The sequence below is a fragment of the Streptomyces sp. NPDC004065 genome (genome assembly GCF_044903565.1).
Taxonomy (GTDB): domain Bacteria; phylum Actinomycetota; class Actinomycetes; order Streptomycetales; family Streptomycetaceae; genus Streptomyces.
Window position 1 is genome coordinate 63,539 of the sequence record NZ_JBJDQT010000033.1, and the last position, 17,628, is coordinate 81,166.

The following is a 17,628-nucleotide window of genomic DNA, read 5'->3' on the forward strand; positions in this document are numbered from 1 at the left end:
CGGTGTCTCCTTCCGCCCCCGGGTCACCTCTGGTCATGGCGGCCGCCCGGTGCGCTCTCGGGCCGGCCGGGTCCCCCCGCCGGCGCGTAGCTGCCGTCCGGAAGCCTTTCGGCCCGGGACTCCCGCACGGATTCACGCAGGGCACGGCCGAAGCGCCCGGGGCCCCAGGACCGGCCGTCCACGGCCTGTTCGAGTCGGTCGCGGCTGGTCGGGCCGGTTTCCTGGAGCGCGTGGGCGATCTGTTCGATCTCGTCGTCGAGGCGTCGTTCGGCCATGGCGGCCGTACGGCTCGCCGTGCCCGCGGTGCCGGCCATCCCCGGCGAGTACAGGGTGCTGCCCGGCCCGGTGCCCGGGCGGTAGCGGCGGGCTCCGGCGCGCTCCCGCTCCCGGCGGCGGGCGGTGCGGTCGGCGACCCGCCGTTCCCGCTCGTGCACGGCCTGCTGGACCTGCGCGGGCCGGAGGCGGTCCCGTGCGTCCTGCGGCGCGGGCTCGTTGCGCCAGGCCGCCTCGGCTTCCTCGGCGGTGAGCGGCCGGGCGATGTTCTCCAGGGACTGCTGTTCGGCCCGCACACCGAAGAAGACCTCGGCCAGCCCGCCCAGCGCCATGACCGCCGCTCCGACGAGGAAGCCGATGGCCACCAGGTCCGCATCACCACTGTGGATCAAGTGGCCGAACAGCAGCGGGCCGGTGATTCCGCCGACGGCCGTGCCGATCGCGAAGAACAGCGAGATGGACAGGGCTCGGGTCTCCATGGGGAAGACCTCGCTCACCGTCAGGTAGGCCGAGCTCGCTCCCGCCGACGCCACGAAGAAGGTCAGCGAGACCAGCAGGAAGAACCACCATGCGGTGAGGGAGCCGTTGACCAGCAGGACGGCGAGGACGGCCGCCACGGCCGCCGAGCCGAAGTAGGTGCCCGCGATCATCGGCTTTCTGCCCACGGTGTCGAACAGCCGGCCGAGAAGGAGTGGCCCGAGGAAGTTGGCGATGGCGAAGAGGGCCAGGAAGTAGGGGATCGAACCGGAGGTGATGTCGAAGAAGCCGTTCAGGATGGTGCCCAGGTCGAAGACGATCGCGTTGTACAGGAACGCCTGCCCGACGAAGAGCGCCAGACCGAGAACGGCGCGACGGGGGTACCGCCGCAGAGCCGTGCCGGCGATCTCCCTGAACGGGATGACGTCGCGCTGCCGCACGGTGACCGCCTCGCCCGGCTCCGGCAGCTCGCGGCCGGTCTCCTGGCGTACCTCGGCCTCGATCCGGTCGACGATGCGTTCGGCCTCGTCCTCGTGCCCGTGGATGAAGAGCCAGCGCGGACTCTCCGGCACGTGGCGGCGTACCAGCATGATGCCCAGGCCCAGAATGCCGCCCAGGCCGAAGGCCAGCCGCCAGCCGAGGTCGGCTGCCAGCAGACTCTCGTCGAGAAGCAGCACGGCGACCAGGCTGCCGAGCGCCGCACCGACCCAGTAGCTGCCGTTGATGGCCAGGTCCACCTGCCCGCGGTTGCGGGCCGGGATCAGCTCGTCGATGGCCGAGTTGATCGCGGCGTACTCCCCGCCGATGCCCATGCCGGTGAAGAAGCGGGCGAGGTAGAGGTACCAGGCGTCGTGGGCGAACGCGGTCGCGACGGTGGCGAGGATGTAGATGCCGAGCGTGACCATGAACAGCTTCTTGCGCCCGTAGCGGTCGGTGAGCCTCCCGAACAACAGAGCGCCCGCACATGCGCCTGCCACGTAGATGGCGGCGGCGGTGCCTATGTCGGAGCTGGTCAGGTGGATGCCACTGCCGGGCTCGGTCATGCGGGCGGCGACCGCCCCGACGATCGTCACTTCGAGTCCGTCCAGAATCCAGACGGTTCCCAGACCGATGACGATCCGCCAATGGAACCGGGACCACGGCAGCCGGTCGAGCCGGGCGGGGACCTTGGTCGTGACGACACCGAGCACGGCTTCGGCGCTCATGCCGTGCCTCCTCCTTCAGGGCCACGGGCAGCTGCCTGCGGAGGGACGGAACAGGCCGGACCGGGGCAGTCCGCATAGAGTGGTCCGCTGTGCTGCGCTGCCACCTTCTGGGACACCGTTTCCGCTTTCTCCATGAGGGCGACACGATGCTCTGGCACTGCGCGCGTGGGTGCGGAGCGGAGGGCAGCAAGCGCTATCCGACGGCCCAGGACGCGCAGCGTTACGCGCGGGCGTTCGACCGCGAGGACCAGGCGGACATGGGCCGGCGAGCTCCGCTGGGCCTGCTCCCCCTCCGGTTGCTGCGCGCCTGGCGCCTTCGGCGCCAGGGGGAAGCCGGTGGCGAGCCACATGCCGAGTCTCCGCCGCGGTGAGGGCTTGTGATACGGGACGTCACTCATGAGTCACCCCAGATGTCGAGCCTCGCCGGCCCGGCCGCGGCGGCCGGACGTGTGTCCGGCAACCGCGGCGTGCGCGTCTCAGCCGCTGCTCCCGGTGCTTTCACTCGTCTCGCTGATCTCGATGTGCCGGGGCTTCGCGACCTCGGCCTTGGGGATGGTGATGGCGAGCACCCCGTCCGACATCTGCGCATTGATCTTTTCGGTGTCGATCTCTCCGGGCAGCCGCAGCCGGTACTCGAAGGATCCGGTGCGGCGGGTGCTGCGGCGCAGGACGCCTTTGCGTTCCTTCTCCTTGATCTCTCCGGTGACCACCAGCTCCTGGTCGTTGGCTTCGACGTCGATGTCCTTGGTCTTGACGCCGGGGAGTTCGATCTCGACGTGGAAGGCGTCGTCGGACTCCGTGACATCCGCCAGGGGTGTCCACGCGACTGCGGGCGCCGCGCCTCCCACCGTGGATTCGATCAGTCCGCTCATCTCGGTGAGCAATTGGTCGAACTCCGTCAGGGGATTGCGTGCCCAGCCAAGGGGCCTGTCCTGCATGACGCCGCCGCGGGGGCGCCGGACGGGCGTGGTCATGGCCATCGCCTCCTTCTCCTTCTTGTGAACTCCTCGCCCGCTCGGTGTCATCCGAGCCAAGCGGACTCCTTCGGACGTGCGTGCGGGGAGCTGTCGCTGCCGCCGGGCGCGGCCGTGTGGTCCAGGTAGCGGTGCACGAAGTGGATGCTCATCGCGCCTTCACCGACGGCGGAGGCCACGCGCTTGACCGATCCGCTGCGGACGTCGCCGGCGGCGAAGACGCCGGGCAGGCTGGTCTCCAGGCTCAGGCAGTCCCGGCCCTGGCTCTGCCACAGTCCGGGAACGGCGCACGCCTGCGCCTCCGCGCCGGTGAGCACGAAGCCGCGCGCGTCGAGGGCGAGCGCGCCGGACAGCCACTCGGTGTGGGGGTCCGCGCCGGTGAAGACGAACAGGGCCCGCACCTCGAGCCGGCGGTGCTCGCCCGTGCGGTGGTCGACCACGGTGACCGCCTCCAGCACCTTGTCGCCGAGCACCTCGGTCATCTCGGTGCGCAGCAGCACGCACACCCGCGGATGGCGCTCGATCTGATCGATCAGGTACCGGGACATGTGCGCCTCGAGGCTCGGCCCGCGGACGAGCAGATACACCCGCGGCGCGTACCCGGCCAGGAAGAGCACGGCCTGGCCCGCGGAGTTGCCGCCGCCCACCACCGCCACCGGGTCGGCACGGCACTGCTGCGCCTCGTAGACGGTCGCCGAGTAGTGGACGCTCGCGCCCTCCAGCGGTTCGATGCCGGGCACGTGGAGGCGGCGGTAGCGGGCGCCGGTGGCCAGGACGACGGTACGGGCGGTGATCTCGCTGCCGTCGGCGAAGCCGACGCCGTAGTGACCTTCCCGCGGTTCGAGCCGGGCCGCCTCCGCCGGGACGCTGATGCGGGCGCCGAACTTGTCCGCCTGGAGCACGGCGCGCTCGGTGAGTTCGGCGCCGGAGATGCCGGAGGGGAAGCCGAAGCAGTTGTCGATGCGGGAGGACGTCCCGGCCTGGCCACCGGTGGCCATCGCCTCGACCACGGTTGTGCCGAGGCCCTCCGAGGCGGCGTTCACCGCGGCGGCGAGACCGGCCGGACCGGAGCCGACGATCAGCAGATCGCCGTGGCCGTTGCCCGACGGCAGGGGCGGCAGGCCGATGAACCGGGCCAGTTCGGCATTGCTCGGATTGCGCAGCAAGGTCGTGTCCCGCCAGATCACCAGCGGCGTCTGCTCCGGACCGACCCCGAAGCGGCGCAGCAGCGCCTCCGCCTCCTCGTCCGTCTCCAGATCGATCCAGCGGTGCGGCAGCCGGTTGCGGGCGGCGAACTCGCGCAGCCGCCGTGTGTCGGGCGAGTAGCGCGAGCCGATGATGCGGAAACCTGCGCCCTGCCCGACGAGCAGAGCACGGCGGCCCAGGCAGGCGCGCAGCACCACATCGCCAAGGATGGAGTCCTGGGTCACCAGGTCACGCAGCTGCGCCATGGACAGGGCGAGGATCTCGCCGGGGTCCCTGACCACGGCGGTGTAGAAGGCCACCTGTCCCTTCAGAAGACCGAGTTCGCCGATGAAGCGGCCGGGGCCGTGCACACGCAGCAGGTGTTCGTCGGGCGTGCCGTAGCCCTCGACGATGGCGACCGAACCGCTGAGGACGACGTAGAAGGTCTCGCACCGCTCCCCCTCCCGGATCAGCACGTCACCGGCGTCGACCGCGCGCCGCCGGCCACGCTGAGCCAGGCGGGCCAACTGGTCTTCCGACAGGCGGGGATAGGCGCCGTAGATGTCGGGGGTCTCGAAGGGGACGCTCTCCTCCGCCTCGTCCGGCACCGGCGGTGCGCCCGGCCGTGTCTCGTCGCCGGGCATCACACGAACGCCTCATGGACGTAGCACCACCGCCAGTCCTCGCCGGGCTCCAGCGACGCCACGATCGGATGGCCTTCGGCGGCGGCGTGACGGCGGGCGTGCCGGTTCGGTGAGGAATCGCAGCAGCCGACGTGGCCGCAGGTCAGGCAGAGCCTGAGGTGGACCCAGGGGGAACGGGTGGCCAGGCATTCCTCGCAGCCGGGGGCGCGCGGGGTGACGGGGCGTACGAGGGCGAGGTGGGGGTCGGTCCGTACGGTCATGGCCGATCATCCTTTCCCGGCCGGTGCGCGGCCCGCGAGCGACTGTTCCACCCACCGCCGCAGGGCAGGGGCGGGTGCGGCACCCGCCTGCCGGGCGATGGTCTGTCCTTTGTCGAGGATCAGCAGTGTCGGTACCGCCTGGACCTCGAACCGCTGGGCCAGGCGCGGATTCTGGTCGATGTCGACCTTGACCAGCTTGATCTTTCCCGCGAGATCGGCGGCGACCTTCTCCAGCGCGGGGCTCACCATGCGGCACGGGCCGCACCAAGTCGCCCACAGGTCGACCACGACGGGCACGCCGGCCTGCTCGACGACGTCGGTGAAGTCGTCGTCGCCCGCGTCCGCCACCCAGGGCAGGGGCTGCTTGCAGTTGCCGCACCTGGGGCGGCCGTCGGCGGCCGCCGGCACCCGGTTGGTGCGCCCGCAGTGCGGGCAGGTGACGTTGGTGGCCCGCACGGTGCTCATGCCGCCCTCGCTCCCTTCACGTCCTCGGGCTGGTCGTAGGTGACCACCAGTTCTCCGTGGTCGGCGTCGACGCGCACCGTCGCGCCGTCCTGGACGTCGCCGCGCAGCAGGGACCGTCCGACGAGGGTTTCGACCTCGTGGGAGATGTAGCGGCGCAGCGGGCGGGCCCCGTACACCGGGTCGTAGCCCTGGTGGGCGATCACCTGTCGGGCGGCGTCGGTGAGTTCGACGGTGATACGGCGTTCGGCGAGGCGGCGGCGCAGTTCGTCGAACTGCAGCTCCACGATGCGCTCGATCTGCCGCTCACCGAGCGGCTTGAACAGCACGATGTCGTCGACGCGGTTCAGGAACTCGGGGCGGAAGTGCCCGCGCAGCTCGCCCATCACCAGGGCGCGGGCGTCGGGCTTGATCTCGCCCTCGGCGGTGGCGCCGTCGAGGAGGTGCTCGGAGCCGATGTTGGACGTCATGATGATCACGGTGTTGCGGAAGTCGACCGTGCGGCCCTGGGCGTCGGTGATGCGGCCGTCGTCGAGGATCTGCAGCAGGGTGTTGAAGACGTCGGTGTGCGCCTTCTCGATCTCGTCGAACAGCACGACCGAGTACGGCTTGCGGCGTACGGCCTCGGTGAGCTGGCCGCCTTCCTCGTAGCCGACGTATCCGGGCGGTGCGCCCATGAGCCGGCTGACGGTGTGACGCTCCTGGTACTCGCTCATGTCGAGGCGGACCATGTTCTCCTCGGAGTCGAACAGGGCCCGGGCGAGGGTCTTGGCCAGCTCGGTCTTCCCGACGCCGGTGGGGCCGAGGAAGATGAACGAGCCGATGGGGCGGCGTGGGTCACGGATCCCGGAGCGGGCGCGGATGATGGCGTCGGCGACGAGCTTGACGGCCTCGTCCTGGCCGACGACGCGCTCGCGCAGGATCTCGTCGAGGCGCAGCAGCTTCTCGCGTTCGCCCTCCTGGAGACGGGCGACGGGGATGCCGGTCCAGGCGGCGACGATCTCAGCGATCTCCTCCTCGGTGACGACCTCCCGCAGCAGCGGGTTCTGTCCTTGTTTGGCGGCCAGTTGCTCCTCCTCCGCGGCGAGCCGGCGCTCCAGTTCCTGAAGGCGGCCGTAGCGCAGTTCGGCGGCTCGGTTGAGGTCGTAGGCGCGTTCGGCCGCCTCCGCTTCGTGGCGCACCTGCTCCAGTTCCTGGCGCAGTTCCTGCACGCGGCGGATGGCCTGCCGTTCGGCCTCCCACTGGGCGTGTTTGGCGTCGGCCTCGCCGCGCAGGTCGGCCAGTTCCTTGCGCAGTTCCTCCAGGCGGGCCTTGCTGGCGGGGTCGGTCTCCTTGGACAGGGCCGCTTCCTCGATCTCCAGGCGGGTGACGCGGCGGGTGATCTCGTCGAGTTCGGCGGGCATCGAGTCGATCTCGGTGCGCAGCCGGGCGCACGCCTCGTCGACGAGGTCGATGGCCTTGTCGGGCAGGAACCGGTCGGTGATGTAGCGGTGGCTGAGGGTGGCCGCGGAGACCAGCGCGGTGTCCTGGATCTTCACGCCGTGGAAGACCTCCAGGCGTTCGCGCAGTCCGCGCAGGATGGAGATGGTGTCCTCCACGCTCGGCTCGTCGACCAGGACCTGCTGGAAGCGGCGTTCGAGAGCGGCGTCCTTCTCGATGTGCCGGCGGTACTCGTCGAGGGTGGTGGCGCCGATCATGTGGAGTTCGCCGCGGGCGAGCATCGGCTTGAGCATGTTGCCCGCGTCCATGGCCCCTTCGGCGGCGCCCGCGCCGACGACGGTGTGCAGTTCGTCGACGAAGAGCAGGATGCGCCCTTGGGCGGCCTTGACCTCGCTGAGCACGGCCTTGAGGCGTTCCTCGAACTCACCGCGGTACTTGGCGCCGGCGACCAGGGAGCCCATGTCGAGGGCGAACACCGTCTTGTCGCGGAGTCCTTCGGGCACGTCGCCGCGGACGATGCGCTGGGCGAGGCCCTCGACGATGGCGGTCTTGCCGACGCCGGGGTCGCCGATGAGGACGGGGTTGTTCTTGGTCTTGCGGCTGAGGATCTGGGTGACGCGGCGGATTTCCGCGTCCCGGCCGATGACCGGGTCCAGCCGCCCGGAGCGGGCCTCGAGGACGAGATCGCGGCCGTACTTCTCCAGGGCCTCGTAGGCCACTTCGGGGTTGGCGGAGGTGACGCGCTGGTTGCCGCGCACCTGGGTGAGCGCGCTCAGGAACGAGTCCCTGGTGATGCCGGCCTGTTTGAGCAGCCGCCCGGCGACGGTCGACGAGCCCTCCTCGGCCAGGGCGAGCAGGAGGTGCTCCACGGACACGTACTCGTCCTTGAGGCGTTTGGCCTCCCGTTCGGCGGCGTCGAGCAGGCGGGACAGGCGCTGGGTGACGAAGACCTGGCCGGGTGCCGCGCCGGGGCCGGTGACCTTCGGACGGCGGGAGAGTTCCTCGCGCACGGCGGCGCGCAGCTCCTTCGGCTCACTGCCGGCCTGTTGCAGCAACCGCGGAATCAGGCCGTCCTCCTGGTCGAGGAGCGCGAGCAGCAGGTGTTCCCCGTCGACCTCGGTCTGCCCCATGCGGACGGCCGCGGTCTGGGCCTCCTGCAGGGCTTCCTGGGACTTCTGGGTGAGACTGTTCATGTCCATGGGGGTGTTTCACTCCTCGTGCCGGCGCGGCGCAGGGCGGCTTCGAGCAGGCTGATGCGGTCCAGCAGGTCCAGCACCAGGCCGATGGATGCGTAGTTGAGGCAGAGTCCGGAGCGCAGCCGCTGGATGCGGGCGAGGACCGCCGGGGCCGTGGGTTCGAACACCAGGCGCCCCGCGGCGTCGCGCTCGGCGTCGACCAGGCCGAGGGCGACGAACCGGCGGATCAGATCGGGGTGGAGGCCCGAGCGACGGGCCACGGCGTCCAGCGACAGCCTGGGGACAGGCACGAGCGCGTACCGGACAGCCGTCGAGGCGGTGAGGTCGGCGCCCGTCCGGACCGGACGGGCCCCCACGCCGGCCCGGCCGATGCCGGCCGCTCCCGCGGGTCGGTCGTTCATCGCGTCCTCCTGGGGTCGAACGAGGAGGTGGCGGCGAGCTCCTCGAACAGTTCGCGCTCCCGGTCGCCGAGCTCGGGCGGCACCACGACACGGAGTTCGGCGTACAGGTCGCCGTTCGCGCCTCGCGGGTTCGGCATGCCCTCGCCGCGCAGCCGCAGCCGCCGGCCGCTGGACGAGCCCGCGGGCACCGTGACCTTGGCCGTGCCGCCGCCGGGGGTGGGCACCGGCACGGTCGCGCCCAGGGCCGCCTCCCAGGGGGCGACCGGGACCTGTACGTACACGTCGCGGCCGTCCAGCCGGAACCGGGGGTGGGGCCGGATGCGTACCCGCAGGTACAGGTCGCCCGCGGGGGCGTCACCAGTGCCCCGGCCGCCCTCGCCCGCCAGCCGGATGCGCTGCCCGTCGACGACACCCGGCGGCACGTCGACCTCGTACTGCCGCGGCTGCCCGTCGGGACCGGCGAGCGTGACGGTGCGGCGGCCGCCTCGGTACGCCTCCTCGACGGTGAGCGGCAGTTCGGCCTCCTGGTCCGCTCCGGGGACGCCGCCCCGCGCGGCGCCGGCTCCGAACATGGAGCCGAACAGGTCGTCGATGTCGATGCCCTCGAAGCCGCCGCCGAAGCCGGTGCTGTACCGGACCCGGGGGCCGCCCGCGCCCGCGGTCCTGCGACCGCGGAAGCCGCCGGCCGCGACCCGTTCGTCGAAGTCCTCGGGGATCTTGCGGAAGTCCTCGCCGAAGCGGTCGTAACGGGCCCGGGTCTTCGGGTCCGACAGGACGCTGTACGCCTCGTTGAGGTCCTTGAAGCGTTCCTCCGCCCCGGGGTCCTTGTTGACGTCCGGATGGTACTTGCGGGCGAGCTTGCGATACGCCTGCTGGATCTCGTCCTGGCTCGCGGTCCGCGACACGCCCAGCACCTCGTAGAAGTCCCGTGCCATGACCGGTCACTCCCGCTTCGTGACCGTCACGGCGGCGGGCCTGAGCTGGCGTTCGCCGTCCCCGTAGCCGGGGCGCAGCACCTCGACGACGGTTCCCGGTGGGGCGTCGGGGTCCTGGACGACGCCGACCACCTCGTGCCGGGCCGGGTCGAAGGCGACGCCGGTCTCCGCGCGCCGCGGGTAGCCGAGCCGTTCGAGGACGTTCACCGCCTGGTCGCGGACCGCCCGGACGCCCTCCATGATCGCGCCCGGATCGGCGCCGGCATGGGTCAGGGCGAGCTCGAGATTGTCCAGGACGGGCAGGAAGGCGGCCGCCGTGCGGGACCGCTCGGCCGTCCGCTCCCGCTCCAGTTCCCTGGCGTGGCGCTTGCGCAGGTTGTCGAGGTCGGCGAGTGCGCGCCGCCAGCGGTCCTCCAGTTCCTGGATCGCGGTCGTGTACTCGTCCTCGGCAGGCGCGGGGCCGGCGGCGTCGGGTCCCGGTTCGTCGTTCGCCGCTTCCGGCCGGGGCGGCGGGCCCGGTTGCGGCAGATCCCCGCGAGGAGGGCGTGCGGCGCCTTCCGGGACGGGTTCGGCCGGCTCCGACGCGGCCCGCTCGGGTTCCTGGGGACGGCTGGGCATGGCGCGCCTCAGTCCTTGTCGAACTCGGCGTCGATGACGTCGTCGTCACCGCCACCGCCGCCCGGACCACCGGTAGCGCCGCCCCCGCCGGTGTCCTCGCCGGGACCGCCTGCGGCAGCGGCGCCCTGATGGGCCGCCAGCCCGGCGAGTATCTGCTGGAGTTCGGAGGTCAGGGGCCGTACGCGCTCCACGCCCGCCTCTTCCTTGACCGCCGCCCGGGCGTCGGTCACGAGCATCTCGGCGCGTGCCTTCTCGTGCGCGGGCGCCGCGTCGCCCAGTTCGGCGAGGCGCTTCTCGACCTGGTAGGCGACGGCGTCGAGCTCGTTGCGGGCGTCGACGGCCTCGCGGAGTGCCTGGTCCTGGCCCCGGTTGCGCTCGGCCTCCTGGACCATGCGTTCGACCTCACCGCGGTCCAGGTTGGAGCTCTCGCTGATGGTGATGCCCTGTTCCTTGCCGGTGTCCCGGTCGCGTGCCTTGACGTTGAGGATGCCGTTGGCGTCGATGTCGAAGGTGACCTCGATCTGCGGTTCGCCCCGCGGCGCCGGGCGGATGTCGGTGAGCTGGAACCGGCCGAGCACCCGGTTGTCGGCGGCCCGTTCGCGCTCGCCCTGGAGGACGACGATGTCGACGGCGGGCTGGTTGTCCTCGGCGGTGGAGAAGGTTTCGGTGCGACGGACGGGAATGGTGGTGTTCCGCTCGATGATCTTCGTCATCACGCCACCGCGTGTCTCGACACCCAGCGACAGGGGTGTGACGTCGAGCAGCAGGACGTCCTTGACCTCGCCCTTGAGCACCCCGGCCTGGATCGCGGCGCCCAGGGCGACGACCTCGTCGGGGTTGACGCTCATGTTGGGTTCCTTGCCGCCGGTCAGCCGGCGCACGAGGGCCTGGACCGCGGGGATGCGTGTGGAACCGCCGACGAGGATGACCTCGTCGATGTCGCTCTCACCGACCTTGGCGTCGGCCATGGCCTGCTGGACCGGTCCCAGGCACCGCTCCACCAGGTCGCCGGTGATCTGCTCGAACGTGGACCGCATGATCGAGTCGGTGAGATGCTTGGGGCCCGAGGCGTCGGCGGTGATGAACGGCAGGCTCACCTGCGTCTGCGTCACCGAACTCAGCTCGGTCTTGGCCTTCTCCGCCGCCTCGAAGAGGCGTTGCAGCGCCTGCGGGTCCTTGCGCAGGTCGATGCCGTTCTCCTTCTGGAAGTCGTCCGCGAGGTAGTCCACCAGACGCCGGTCGAAGTCGTCGCCGCCCAGGTGGCTGTCGCCGGCGGTGGAGCGCACCTCCACCACGCCGTCGCCGACGTCGAGGAGGCTGACGTCGAAGGTGCCGCCGCCCAGGTCGAAGACGAGGACGGTCTCGTGCTGCTTCTTGTCCATGCCGTACGCGAGGGCCGCCGCGGTCGGCTCGTTGATGATCCGCAGCACCTCCAGTCCCGCGATCCGTCCGGCGTCCTTGGTGGCGGTGCGCTGAGCGTCATTGAAGTAGGCGGGCACCGTGATGACCGCCTCCGTGACCCGCTCCCCCAGCTGCTTGGAAGCGTCGTCGGCGAGTTTCCGCAGGATCTGGGCGCTGATCTCCTCCGGCGCGTAGAGCTTGTCGCGCACCTTGAAGCGGGCCGCGCCGCCGTCGCCCTCGACGACGTCGTACGCCACCGCCCTGGCCTCCTCGGAGATCTCGTCGAAGTGCCGGCCGATGAACCGCTTGGCCGAGTAGATGGTGCCCTTCGGGTTGAGGATCGCCTGGCGCCGGGCCAGCTGGCCCACCAGGCGCTCGCCGGTATCGGTGAAGGCCACCACGGACGGTGTCGTGCGGTTGCCCTCGCTGTTGGGCACGACGGACGGCTCGCCGCCCTCCCACACGGCGATCACCGAGTTGGTGGTGCCCAGGTCGATGCCCACTGCCTTCGCCATGAGGAACTCCTCCCGGTCCGGCGCCTGCGCCGACCTTCCGGATCACGTTCGTTCGGGTACGGGTCGAACCTCCGCCCGTGGTCTGCGGCCCCCGAGCGGACGGGCCGGCCGGCCGGCCCGCGCCGCCGCGTGGTGATCGCTCAGCCCTTCCGGCCGGCGCGCACGGAGGGTTTCGAACACCTCCAGGGTGGCGAGCCGAGGGGCTCCACGCCTGCGCCTGGCGAGTCAGAAATGCACGGGTCCGGTCCCCCCACGAGTACGAAGGGAGTCATTCGGGCAAATCGGATAGGTCCGCCCGTGAGCGGGTACGCGAAGCAGCGCTCGCGTGCTCGCAGGTTCGGAAAGAGCGGAAAGAACGGAGTGATCCCATGGTCGGCAGCCGGGCGCACAACCCGTACCGCCGGCTCTCCGACGGGGAGGGCGGTCTTCCGCGGCCCTGGGGGGCCACCCGGAAGGAGCCTCGCCCACCGGCTCCGGCCCCGGCCCCGGCCCCGGCCCCGGCCGACCCTGCCTCCCGGGAGCTGATGGCACTCTCCCGCGCTCTGTTCGACACCCCGGACGAGGGCGAGATCCTGCGCCTGGCCATGGACCACGTGGCCGCCGCGGGGCCGTACAGCGCCGAGGCCGGATACCTCGAGGAAGACGGCGACCTGGTCCCCAGCCCGGGGAACGGGGAGGTCCCCGCCCCGGCCGTGGACTGCAGGGTGCGGGAGCTGGCCGGGCAGGACGGCCCGGTGACCGTACCCGGCCGGCCCTGGGGCCGGGCCCTGGGGCTGCGCGGACTCGAGAGGTTCCACGGCTACCTCGTGGTGACCTCCCGCTCGCGGCCCACCGAGGCCGAGTACGCCCTGCTCATCACGCTCGTCCGGCAAACCGCCGCCGCGCTGTCGGTCGCCTTCGCACACCGCCGCCAACGCGAGGACGCGCTGGAACTGCGCCGGCTGAGGCAGGAACGCGCGGCCCTCCAGCGGCAGCTGATCTCCGTCACGGCCGAGCTGGGGTACCAGCGGGCCGTTCACGCGCTCATGGCCGACGCCGCCGCCTCGTCCGGCGGCGAGGAAGCCGTCACCCGCGCACTGCACGAGCTCACCGGGCTCCCCGCGCTGGTCGAGGACCGCTTCGGCCGGCTGAGGTCCTGGACCGGCCCTGGCCGCCCCGACCCCTATCCGGAACCGGATCCCGTGCGCCACGGCGAGATGCTGCACGCAGTCGCCCGTCAGGTCGGGCCGGTGCGGATGAAGGACCGCTTGGTCGTCCCGGTCCGCCCGCACGGCGAGATCCTGGGCGTGCTGGCCCTGGTCGACGCCCGGGACGAGGCCGACGAGCACACCGTGTTCGCCCTGGAACACGCCGCCAGGGCGCTCGCCCTGGAACTGGCGCACCTGCGCAATCTGGCCGAAGTGGAGCTGAGGCTGCACCGCGAGCTGGTCGACGATCTCCTGGCCGGAACCGAGGAAGCGAGCGCCTACGCCCGGGCCGAGGCCGTCGGACACGACCTGCACCGCAGTCACTACGTCGTCGTGGTGCAGTGGTCGGACCGGACCGCGGACGACTCCTTCGCGCAGACCGTGGGCCGGGCGGCCTGTGCCGTGGGCATGCGCTCGCTGCTGACCCGGCGTTCCGACCACGTGGTCCTGATCGCCGACGACAGACCGCACGGCCGCGCGCTGTACGAGGCGCTCGCCCGGGAGACCGGGACGCGGTCCGGAAGGATCGGGGTGAGCGCCCGTTGCGACTCCCTGGACGCCATCCCGCAGCGCTACCAGGAGGCGCAGCGCGCCCTGGAAGTGCGCCGCCACTCCCGCGAGCGCTACGGCACGACGTTCTTCGACGAGCTCGGCCTCTACCGCATCCTGGGACCCGGCAGCGACTACCGGGAACTGGAGACCTTCGTCCACGAGTGGCTCGGGCAGCTCATCGACTACGACTCCCGGCACCACGCGGCCATGGTGGAGACCCTCTCCCGGTACTTCGACTGCGGCGGCAACTACGACGAGACCGCGGAATCCCTCGCGATCCACCGCAGCACGCTGCGCTACCGGCTCCAGCGCATCCGCGACATCAGCGGCAACGACCTCGCGAACGTCGAGGACCGGCTGAACCTCCAGGTGGCGACCCGCGTGTGGAAGATCGTGATGGGCGGACACGGCTGACCCCGACTTCGGCCGGCCCTGCCTTCGGCCGGCCGTAGCAGGGCGAGGTGCCGGGCGTGGTGCTGGGCGAGGTGCCGGGCGAGGTGCTGGGCGAGGTGCCGGGCGTGGTGCCGGGCGAGGTGCCGGGCGTGGTGCTGGGCGACGTGGCGGCCGGGGCCGTGAACCGCGCCGGCATGTCAGCTGCTGACAGGCACGGTGGCGGGAGCGGGTACATCTCGCAATACGGACGAGTAGCGAGATGGGGACATGCATTCCGGTAACGATCCGAGTGCGCGCCTTGTGGGTGGTTGTGCCACTCCTAGCCTGCGCACATGGCCTTCTTCATATCGCGCGGCAGGAGCCCGCGGCTGGCTCCGGAACTCGACGACGCCGAGCTGGGCAAGCTCCTGAAGCGTCTGGTGCCGACGGCCGGGACGGGTACGGCGGGAGGGGTGGAGACGGGTGTGGCCCAGATCGCCCGTCTGCTGGAACAGGACCCGGCGGCCTTCGACCGCAGGGCGCACCGTTTCGCCGTGCTCGCCCGCTTCCTGTCCGAGTCCCGGCTGCCGGCCGCCTGGGCCAAGCGGGAGCCGCACAAGGCGGACGCGCTGGTGCTGCACGCCTGGTCCGACCTGGAACAGGGGCGCGGCAACGGCGAGATGACGGATGCCGCCGCCGTGTGGAAGCGGTGTCTGCTGGCGGCGGAACTGGCGCCGCGCGACCCGGCTCCCTGGGTGGTGATGCTGGGAGTCGCCCGCCTGGAGAGGTACGCGCGGCAGGACGTCTTCGCCGTCTGGAACGAGATCGTGGCGCGGGACCGCTGGCACCGCGAGGCGTATCTGAGCATGCTCGCGTACCTGGGCCCGCGGGAGTCCGGATCACTCGGCCAGTTGCTGGAGTTCGTGGACTCGGTGCGCACGCGCATGCCGGCGAACGCGCCGTGCGCCGCGGTGGAGCTCACCGCGCATGTCATGCAGTACCACTCCGCCCGGGCGCGCGGCGGCGCGGAGGAACTGCTGGCGGGCAACCACTGGCGGAGCCCGCAGGCGGCCGAACTCCTGGAGCGGGCGCGGCTGATGTGGCCCCGGCCGGAGTTCTTCTCGCACGCGGCGGCCGTCGCCGACCTCAACCTCCTCGCCTACGCGCTGACGGCCGCGGGCCGGCGGCGCGAGGCCGTCCCCGTGTTCGAGGCGGTCGGGGGCAGGGTGACCGGCTGGCCCTGGCATCTGGACGGCGAGCCGCTGGACTGCTTCAAGTCGGCTCTCGGCAAGGCCCGTTGACAGAGCCGACAGAGCCGACAGACCTGACAGAGCCGACAGACCTGACAGATCCGACAGAGCTGACGGACCTGACGGACCTGACGGACCCGAGCGCTACAGGTCGCCGGGGGCGCCCAGGCCCGTCAGGGCGCCGACCGGGTCCAGGTCGGGGGTGCCCCGCGGCCACCAGTCGTCGCGGCCGGGCTCGGACTCGTAGGCGTACCACAGGCCGTCCCTGCCCAGGCGCAGCTGGAGGTGGCCGCGGGGGTGGGTGAGCCGGTTGCGGTGGGGGCGGAAGGCGGGCAGGTCGGCCGCGAGGAGCTGGGGGCGGGCCCGGTCGAACCGTCCGGCGGGCGGGTCCCACGGCTCCTCCAGCACGGCGAGCCCCTCCGCGCCGCCCTGCCGCCAGGCGGCCACCGCGCGGGCCAGTTCGGCCGTACTCCGCCCGGTGGCGGAGGCGAGCGAGGCGTACAGGGCACGGGTGGCGGCGGTCAGTCCCGAGCCGGGTCGGGCGGCGGCCAGGCGCACCGCGTCCTGCCAGAGCGTCAGCCCGCCGACCGGGTCGCGTCCGGTGGTGAGCAGGGCGTGGGCACGGGCAGCGGCGTCGGTCGCCAACTGGTCCAGCGCGAACGGGTCCAGGCCGTCCGGTCCCGCCGGGTACACCGGGGGCTGCTCGGGATGCGGGGGCGGCGGCAGCGGGGCGGGCGGGGGCGGCAGCGGGCGCGGTGCGAGGACGTCGGTGACGCGCAGGCCCGGCAGCGGTTCCGGCTCCCTGTCCTGCGCGGCGCGGGCGGCCCGGGTCGCGCTCAGCCGGGACAGCGCGTCGAGCAGCTCGCGCTCGCCCCGGCCGCGCAGGAGCAGCAGCACGAAGGGGTCGGCGTCGAGCAGCCGGGCCGTCTGGTAGCAGAGGGCGGCGGCGTGCTTGCAGGGGTGGCCGCGGTCGGGGCAGCTGCAGTGCGGTTCGAGGTCGCCGGGGCCGGGCAGCAGGGGGACGCCGCAGTCGGCGAGCGAATGGGGCATCTCCTTGTCGAGGAGCGCGGCGATGTGTCCGGGGCGGTCCGCGGCGGCCCGCAGGAACCGGTCCCAGTCCGCGTCGTCCAGCGTGCGCAGCCGCACCTGGACCCGGTACGGGCGGGGACGGCTGCCCCGCACGTACGCCAGCACCAGCCCCGGGGTCACGGTGATGGCGTCCACGTTGCCCTGCTCGGCGTACCCTCGGCCGCGCGCCAGCCGGGCGGCGTCCAGGGCGCCCTCCTCCAGAGCGGTCACCCACGCGTCCCCCCACCAGGTCTCGGCGAAGCCGGACGCGCCCGGACTCCTCGCCGGGAACGCCGGGAAGGTGCGCCGGAGTTCACCGTCGCGGCGCGGTGCGGCCATGGTGCGGGGCATCCGGGGCGTGGGGGCCGGGGGCGTCGCGGGGGGTTCCTGCTGGGACGCGGGGGCTGACGCGGGGGCTGGTCCGCCGGGGCGCGCGGCTACGGGGACGTCCGGGGCCGGGCCGCGGCGGGCGGCGGTCGGGCCGGCGGTGGTGGCGTCCCGGGTGGGCGGGTCATCGGGGAACGCCGAACCGGTGTGCCGGGGGTGGCCGTCGCCGTTGCCGTTGTCGTCCGCCTCTTGGTCGTCTGCCTCTTGGTCGTCTGCCTCTTGGTCGTCTGCCTCTTGACGGGGGTCCGAGGCCGTCGCCGGCATCCGGAAGGCTCCGGCGAGCAGTTCGCGGACCGCGCGGGCTGGCGTAGCACCCGCAAGTGCGCCTGGGTTCGGAACGGCGGGGTCCGGAACGGCGGGGTCCGGTGCGGCCGCCGCGTCCGGTCCCGCGGTACGGATGCCACTGCGGGGGTCCGTGGACGCCGCGGGCCCTTGCGCGGGGACGGCGCCCGTACGGGCCTGCTCCGCCCGCGCCTCACGCCGGGCCAGGCCCGCGCGCAGCGCCTCCCGCGCGGCGGCGGCCGGCCCCGTGTCCGGGCGCCGCGAGGTCGGGGGTGTGAGGTCGTCGGGCGTCCTTTCCGAGGGTTCAGGGACCTCCGGGCTGCTGGGGGCGTGCGGGGGGCGGGGAACCCGAGGGGGGTGCGGGGTCCGGTGCGGAGGGTCCTCCGCCTCGGCCCCGGCGGCCGTGTCCGGACCCCTTCCGGCGCGGCGGGCCGCGGCGGCCCGCCGCAGTGCCTCCCGCGCGGCGTCGGCCGGACGCGGACCCCCGGGGCGGCAGGCCCCACCGGCACCGCTCCGCGAAATACCACCGGCGTCCGTGCCGTCG

At 72.5% G+C, this 17,628-nt stretch carries 13 protein-coding genes; 2 read left to right on the forward strand and 11 right to left on the reverse strand.

Annotated features, from left to right (window positions below):
- Nucleotides 1-23 precede the first annotated feature (23 nt).
- The 10 genes from ACI2LW_RS28675 to dnaK form a co-directional block, all read right to left on the reverse strand.
- Nucleotides 24-1,955, reverse strand: a complete 1,932-nt coding sequence (locus ACI2LW_RS28675) for an MFS transporter (RefSeq protein WP_404734132.1) — start codon at nt 1,953-1,955, stop codon at nt 24-26.
- 476 nt (nt 1,956-2,431) lie between these two features.
- Nucleotides 2,432-2,929 (reverse strand): Hsp20/alpha crystallin family protein, encoded by a 498-nt coding sequence (locus ACI2LW_RS28680; protein WP_404734133.1) that lies wholly within the window; start codon nt 2,927-2,929, stop codon nt 2,432-2,434.
- Between the two features lie 47 nt (nt 2,930-2,976).
- The gene (locus ACI2LW_RS28685; RefSeq protein WP_404734134.1) at nt 2,977-4,758 is read right to left on the reverse strand and encodes an FAD-dependent oxidoreductase; all 1,782 of its coding nucleotides are present in this window, start codon (nt 4,756-4,758) and stop codon (nt 2,977-2,979) included.
- On the reverse strand, nt 4,758-5,018 hold the full coding sequence (locus ACI2LW_RS28690) for a UBP-type zinc finger domain-containing protein (RefSeq protein WP_404734135.1): 261 nt from the start codon (nt 5,016-5,018) through the stop codon (nt 4,758-4,760). Before ACI2LW_RS28690 ends, ACI2LW_RS28685 begins: the two co-directional genes overlap by 1 nt.
- Nucleotides 5,019-5,024: 6 nt before the next feature.
- A complete protein-coding gene (gene trxA / locus ACI2LW_RS28695) occupies nt 5,025-5,483 on the reverse strand; it encodes a thioredoxin (protein WP_404734136.1) in 459 nt (152 codons plus the stop codon).
- Nucleotides 5,480-8,119, reverse strand: coding sequence for an ATP-dependent chaperone ClpB (gene clpB / locus ACI2LW_RS28700; protein WP_404734137.1), 2,640 nt, complete (start codon nt 8,117-8,119; stop codon nt 5,480-5,482). Before clpB ends, trxA begins: the two co-directional genes overlap by 4 nt.
- Entirely contained in the window at nt 8,110-8,517 is a 408-nt protein-coding gene (locus ACI2LW_RS28705; RefSeq protein ID WP_404734138.1) for a chaperone modulator CbpM, read from the reverse strand. The genes clpB and ACI2LW_RS28705 overlap by 10 nt, the downstream gene beginning before the upstream one ends.
- Nucleotides 8,514-9,452, reverse strand: a complete 939-nt coding sequence (locus tag ACI2LW_RS28710) for a DnaJ C-terminal domain-containing protein (protein ID WP_404734139.1) — start codon at nt 9,450-9,452, stop codon at nt 8,514-8,516. Before ACI2LW_RS28710 ends, ACI2LW_RS28705 begins: the two co-directional genes overlap by 4 nt.
- Before the next feature lie 6 nt (nt 9,453-9,458).
- Entirely contained in the window at nt 9,459-10,070 is a 612-nt protein-coding gene (locus tag ACI2LW_RS28715) for a nucleotide exchange factor GrpE (protein ID WP_404734140.1), read from the reverse strand.
- 8 nt (nt 10,071-10,078) lie between these two features.
- Complete coding sequence (dnaK, locus tag ACI2LW_RS28720; protein WP_404734141.1) at nt 10,079-11,986, reverse strand: molecular chaperone DnaK; 1,908 nt, start codon at nt 11,984-11,986, stop codon at nt 10,079-10,081.
- A 524-nt stretch (nt 11,987-12,510) separates the two neighbouring features.
- Here dnaK and ACI2LW_RS28725 point away from each other — a divergent pair.
- The gene (locus ACI2LW_RS28725) at nt 12,511-14,139 is read left to right on the forward strand and encodes a PucR family transcriptional regulator (RefSeq protein WP_404734142.1); all 1,629 of its coding nucleotides are present in this window, start codon (nt 12,511-12,513) and stop codon (nt 14,137-14,139) included.
- Nucleotides 14,140-14,450: 311 nt separating this feature from the next.
- Nucleotides 14,451-15,398, forward strand: a complete 948-nt coding sequence (locus ACI2LW_RS28730; RefSeq protein WP_404734143.1) for a hypothetical protein — start codon at nt 14,451-14,453, stop codon at nt 15,396-15,398.
- Between the two features lie 93 nt (nt 15,399-15,491).
- Here ACI2LW_RS28730 and ACI2LW_RS28735 read toward each other — a convergent pair whose 3' ends face one another.
- Nucleotides 15,492-17,606, reverse strand: coding sequence for an SWIM zinc finger family protein (locus ACI2LW_RS28735; protein ID WP_404734156.1), 2,115 nt, complete (start codon nt 17,604-17,606; stop codon nt 15,492-15,494).
- Between the last annotated feature and the right edge of the window lie 22 nt (nt 17,607-17,628).

Bases quoted from the DNA above. Each gene is read 5' to 3' on its own strand.
- ACI2LW_RS28730 (WP_404734143.1), top strand. From the start codon at position 14,451: ATGGCCTTCTTCATATCGCGCGGCAGGAGCCCGCGGCTGGCTCCGGAA.
- clpB (WP_404734137.1), bottom strand. From the start codon at position 8,119: ATGGACATGAACAGTCTCACCCAGAAGTCCCAGGAAGCCCTGCAGGAG.
- ACI2LW_RS28675 (WP_404734132.1), bottom strand. From the start codon at position 1,955: ATGAGCGCCGAAGCCGTGCTCGGTGTCGTCACGACCAAGGTCCCCGCC.
- ACI2LW_RS28690 (WP_404734135.1), bottom strand. From the start codon at position 5,018: ATGACCGTACGGACCGACCCCCACCTCGCCCTCGTACGCCCCGTCACC.
- ACI2LW_RS28710 (WP_404734139.1), bottom strand. From the start codon at position 9,452: ATGGCACGGGACTTCTACGAGGTGCTGGGCGTGTCGCGGACCGCGAGC.
- trxA (WP_404734136.1), bottom strand. From the start codon at position 5,483: ATGAGCACCGTGCGGGCCACCAACGTCACCTGCCCGCACTGCGGGCGC.
- ACI2LW_RS28725 (WP_404734142.1), top strand. From the start codon at position 12,511: ATGGCACTCTCCCGCGCTCTGTTCGACACCCCGGACGAGGGCGAGATC.
- ACI2LW_RS28715 (WP_404734140.1), bottom strand. From the start codon at position 10,070: ATGCCCAGCCGTCCCCAGGAACCCGAGCGGGCCGCGTCGGAGCCGGCC.
- ACI2LW_RS28685 (WP_404734134.1), bottom strand. From the start codon at position 4,758: ATGCCCGGCGACGAGACACGGCCGGGCGCACCGCCGGTGCCGGACGAG.
- dnaK (WP_404734141.1), bottom strand. From the start codon at position 11,986: ATGGCGAAGGCAGTGGGCATCGACCTGGGCACCACCAACTCGGTGATC.
- ACI2LW_RS28705 (WP_404734138.1), bottom strand. From the start codon at position 8,517: ATGAACGACCGACCCGCGGGAGCGGCCGGCATCGGCCGGGCCGGCGTG.
- ACI2LW_RS28680 (WP_404734133.1), bottom strand. From the start codon at position 2,929: ATGACCACGCCCGTCCGGCGCCCCCGCGGCGGCGTCATGCAGGACAGG.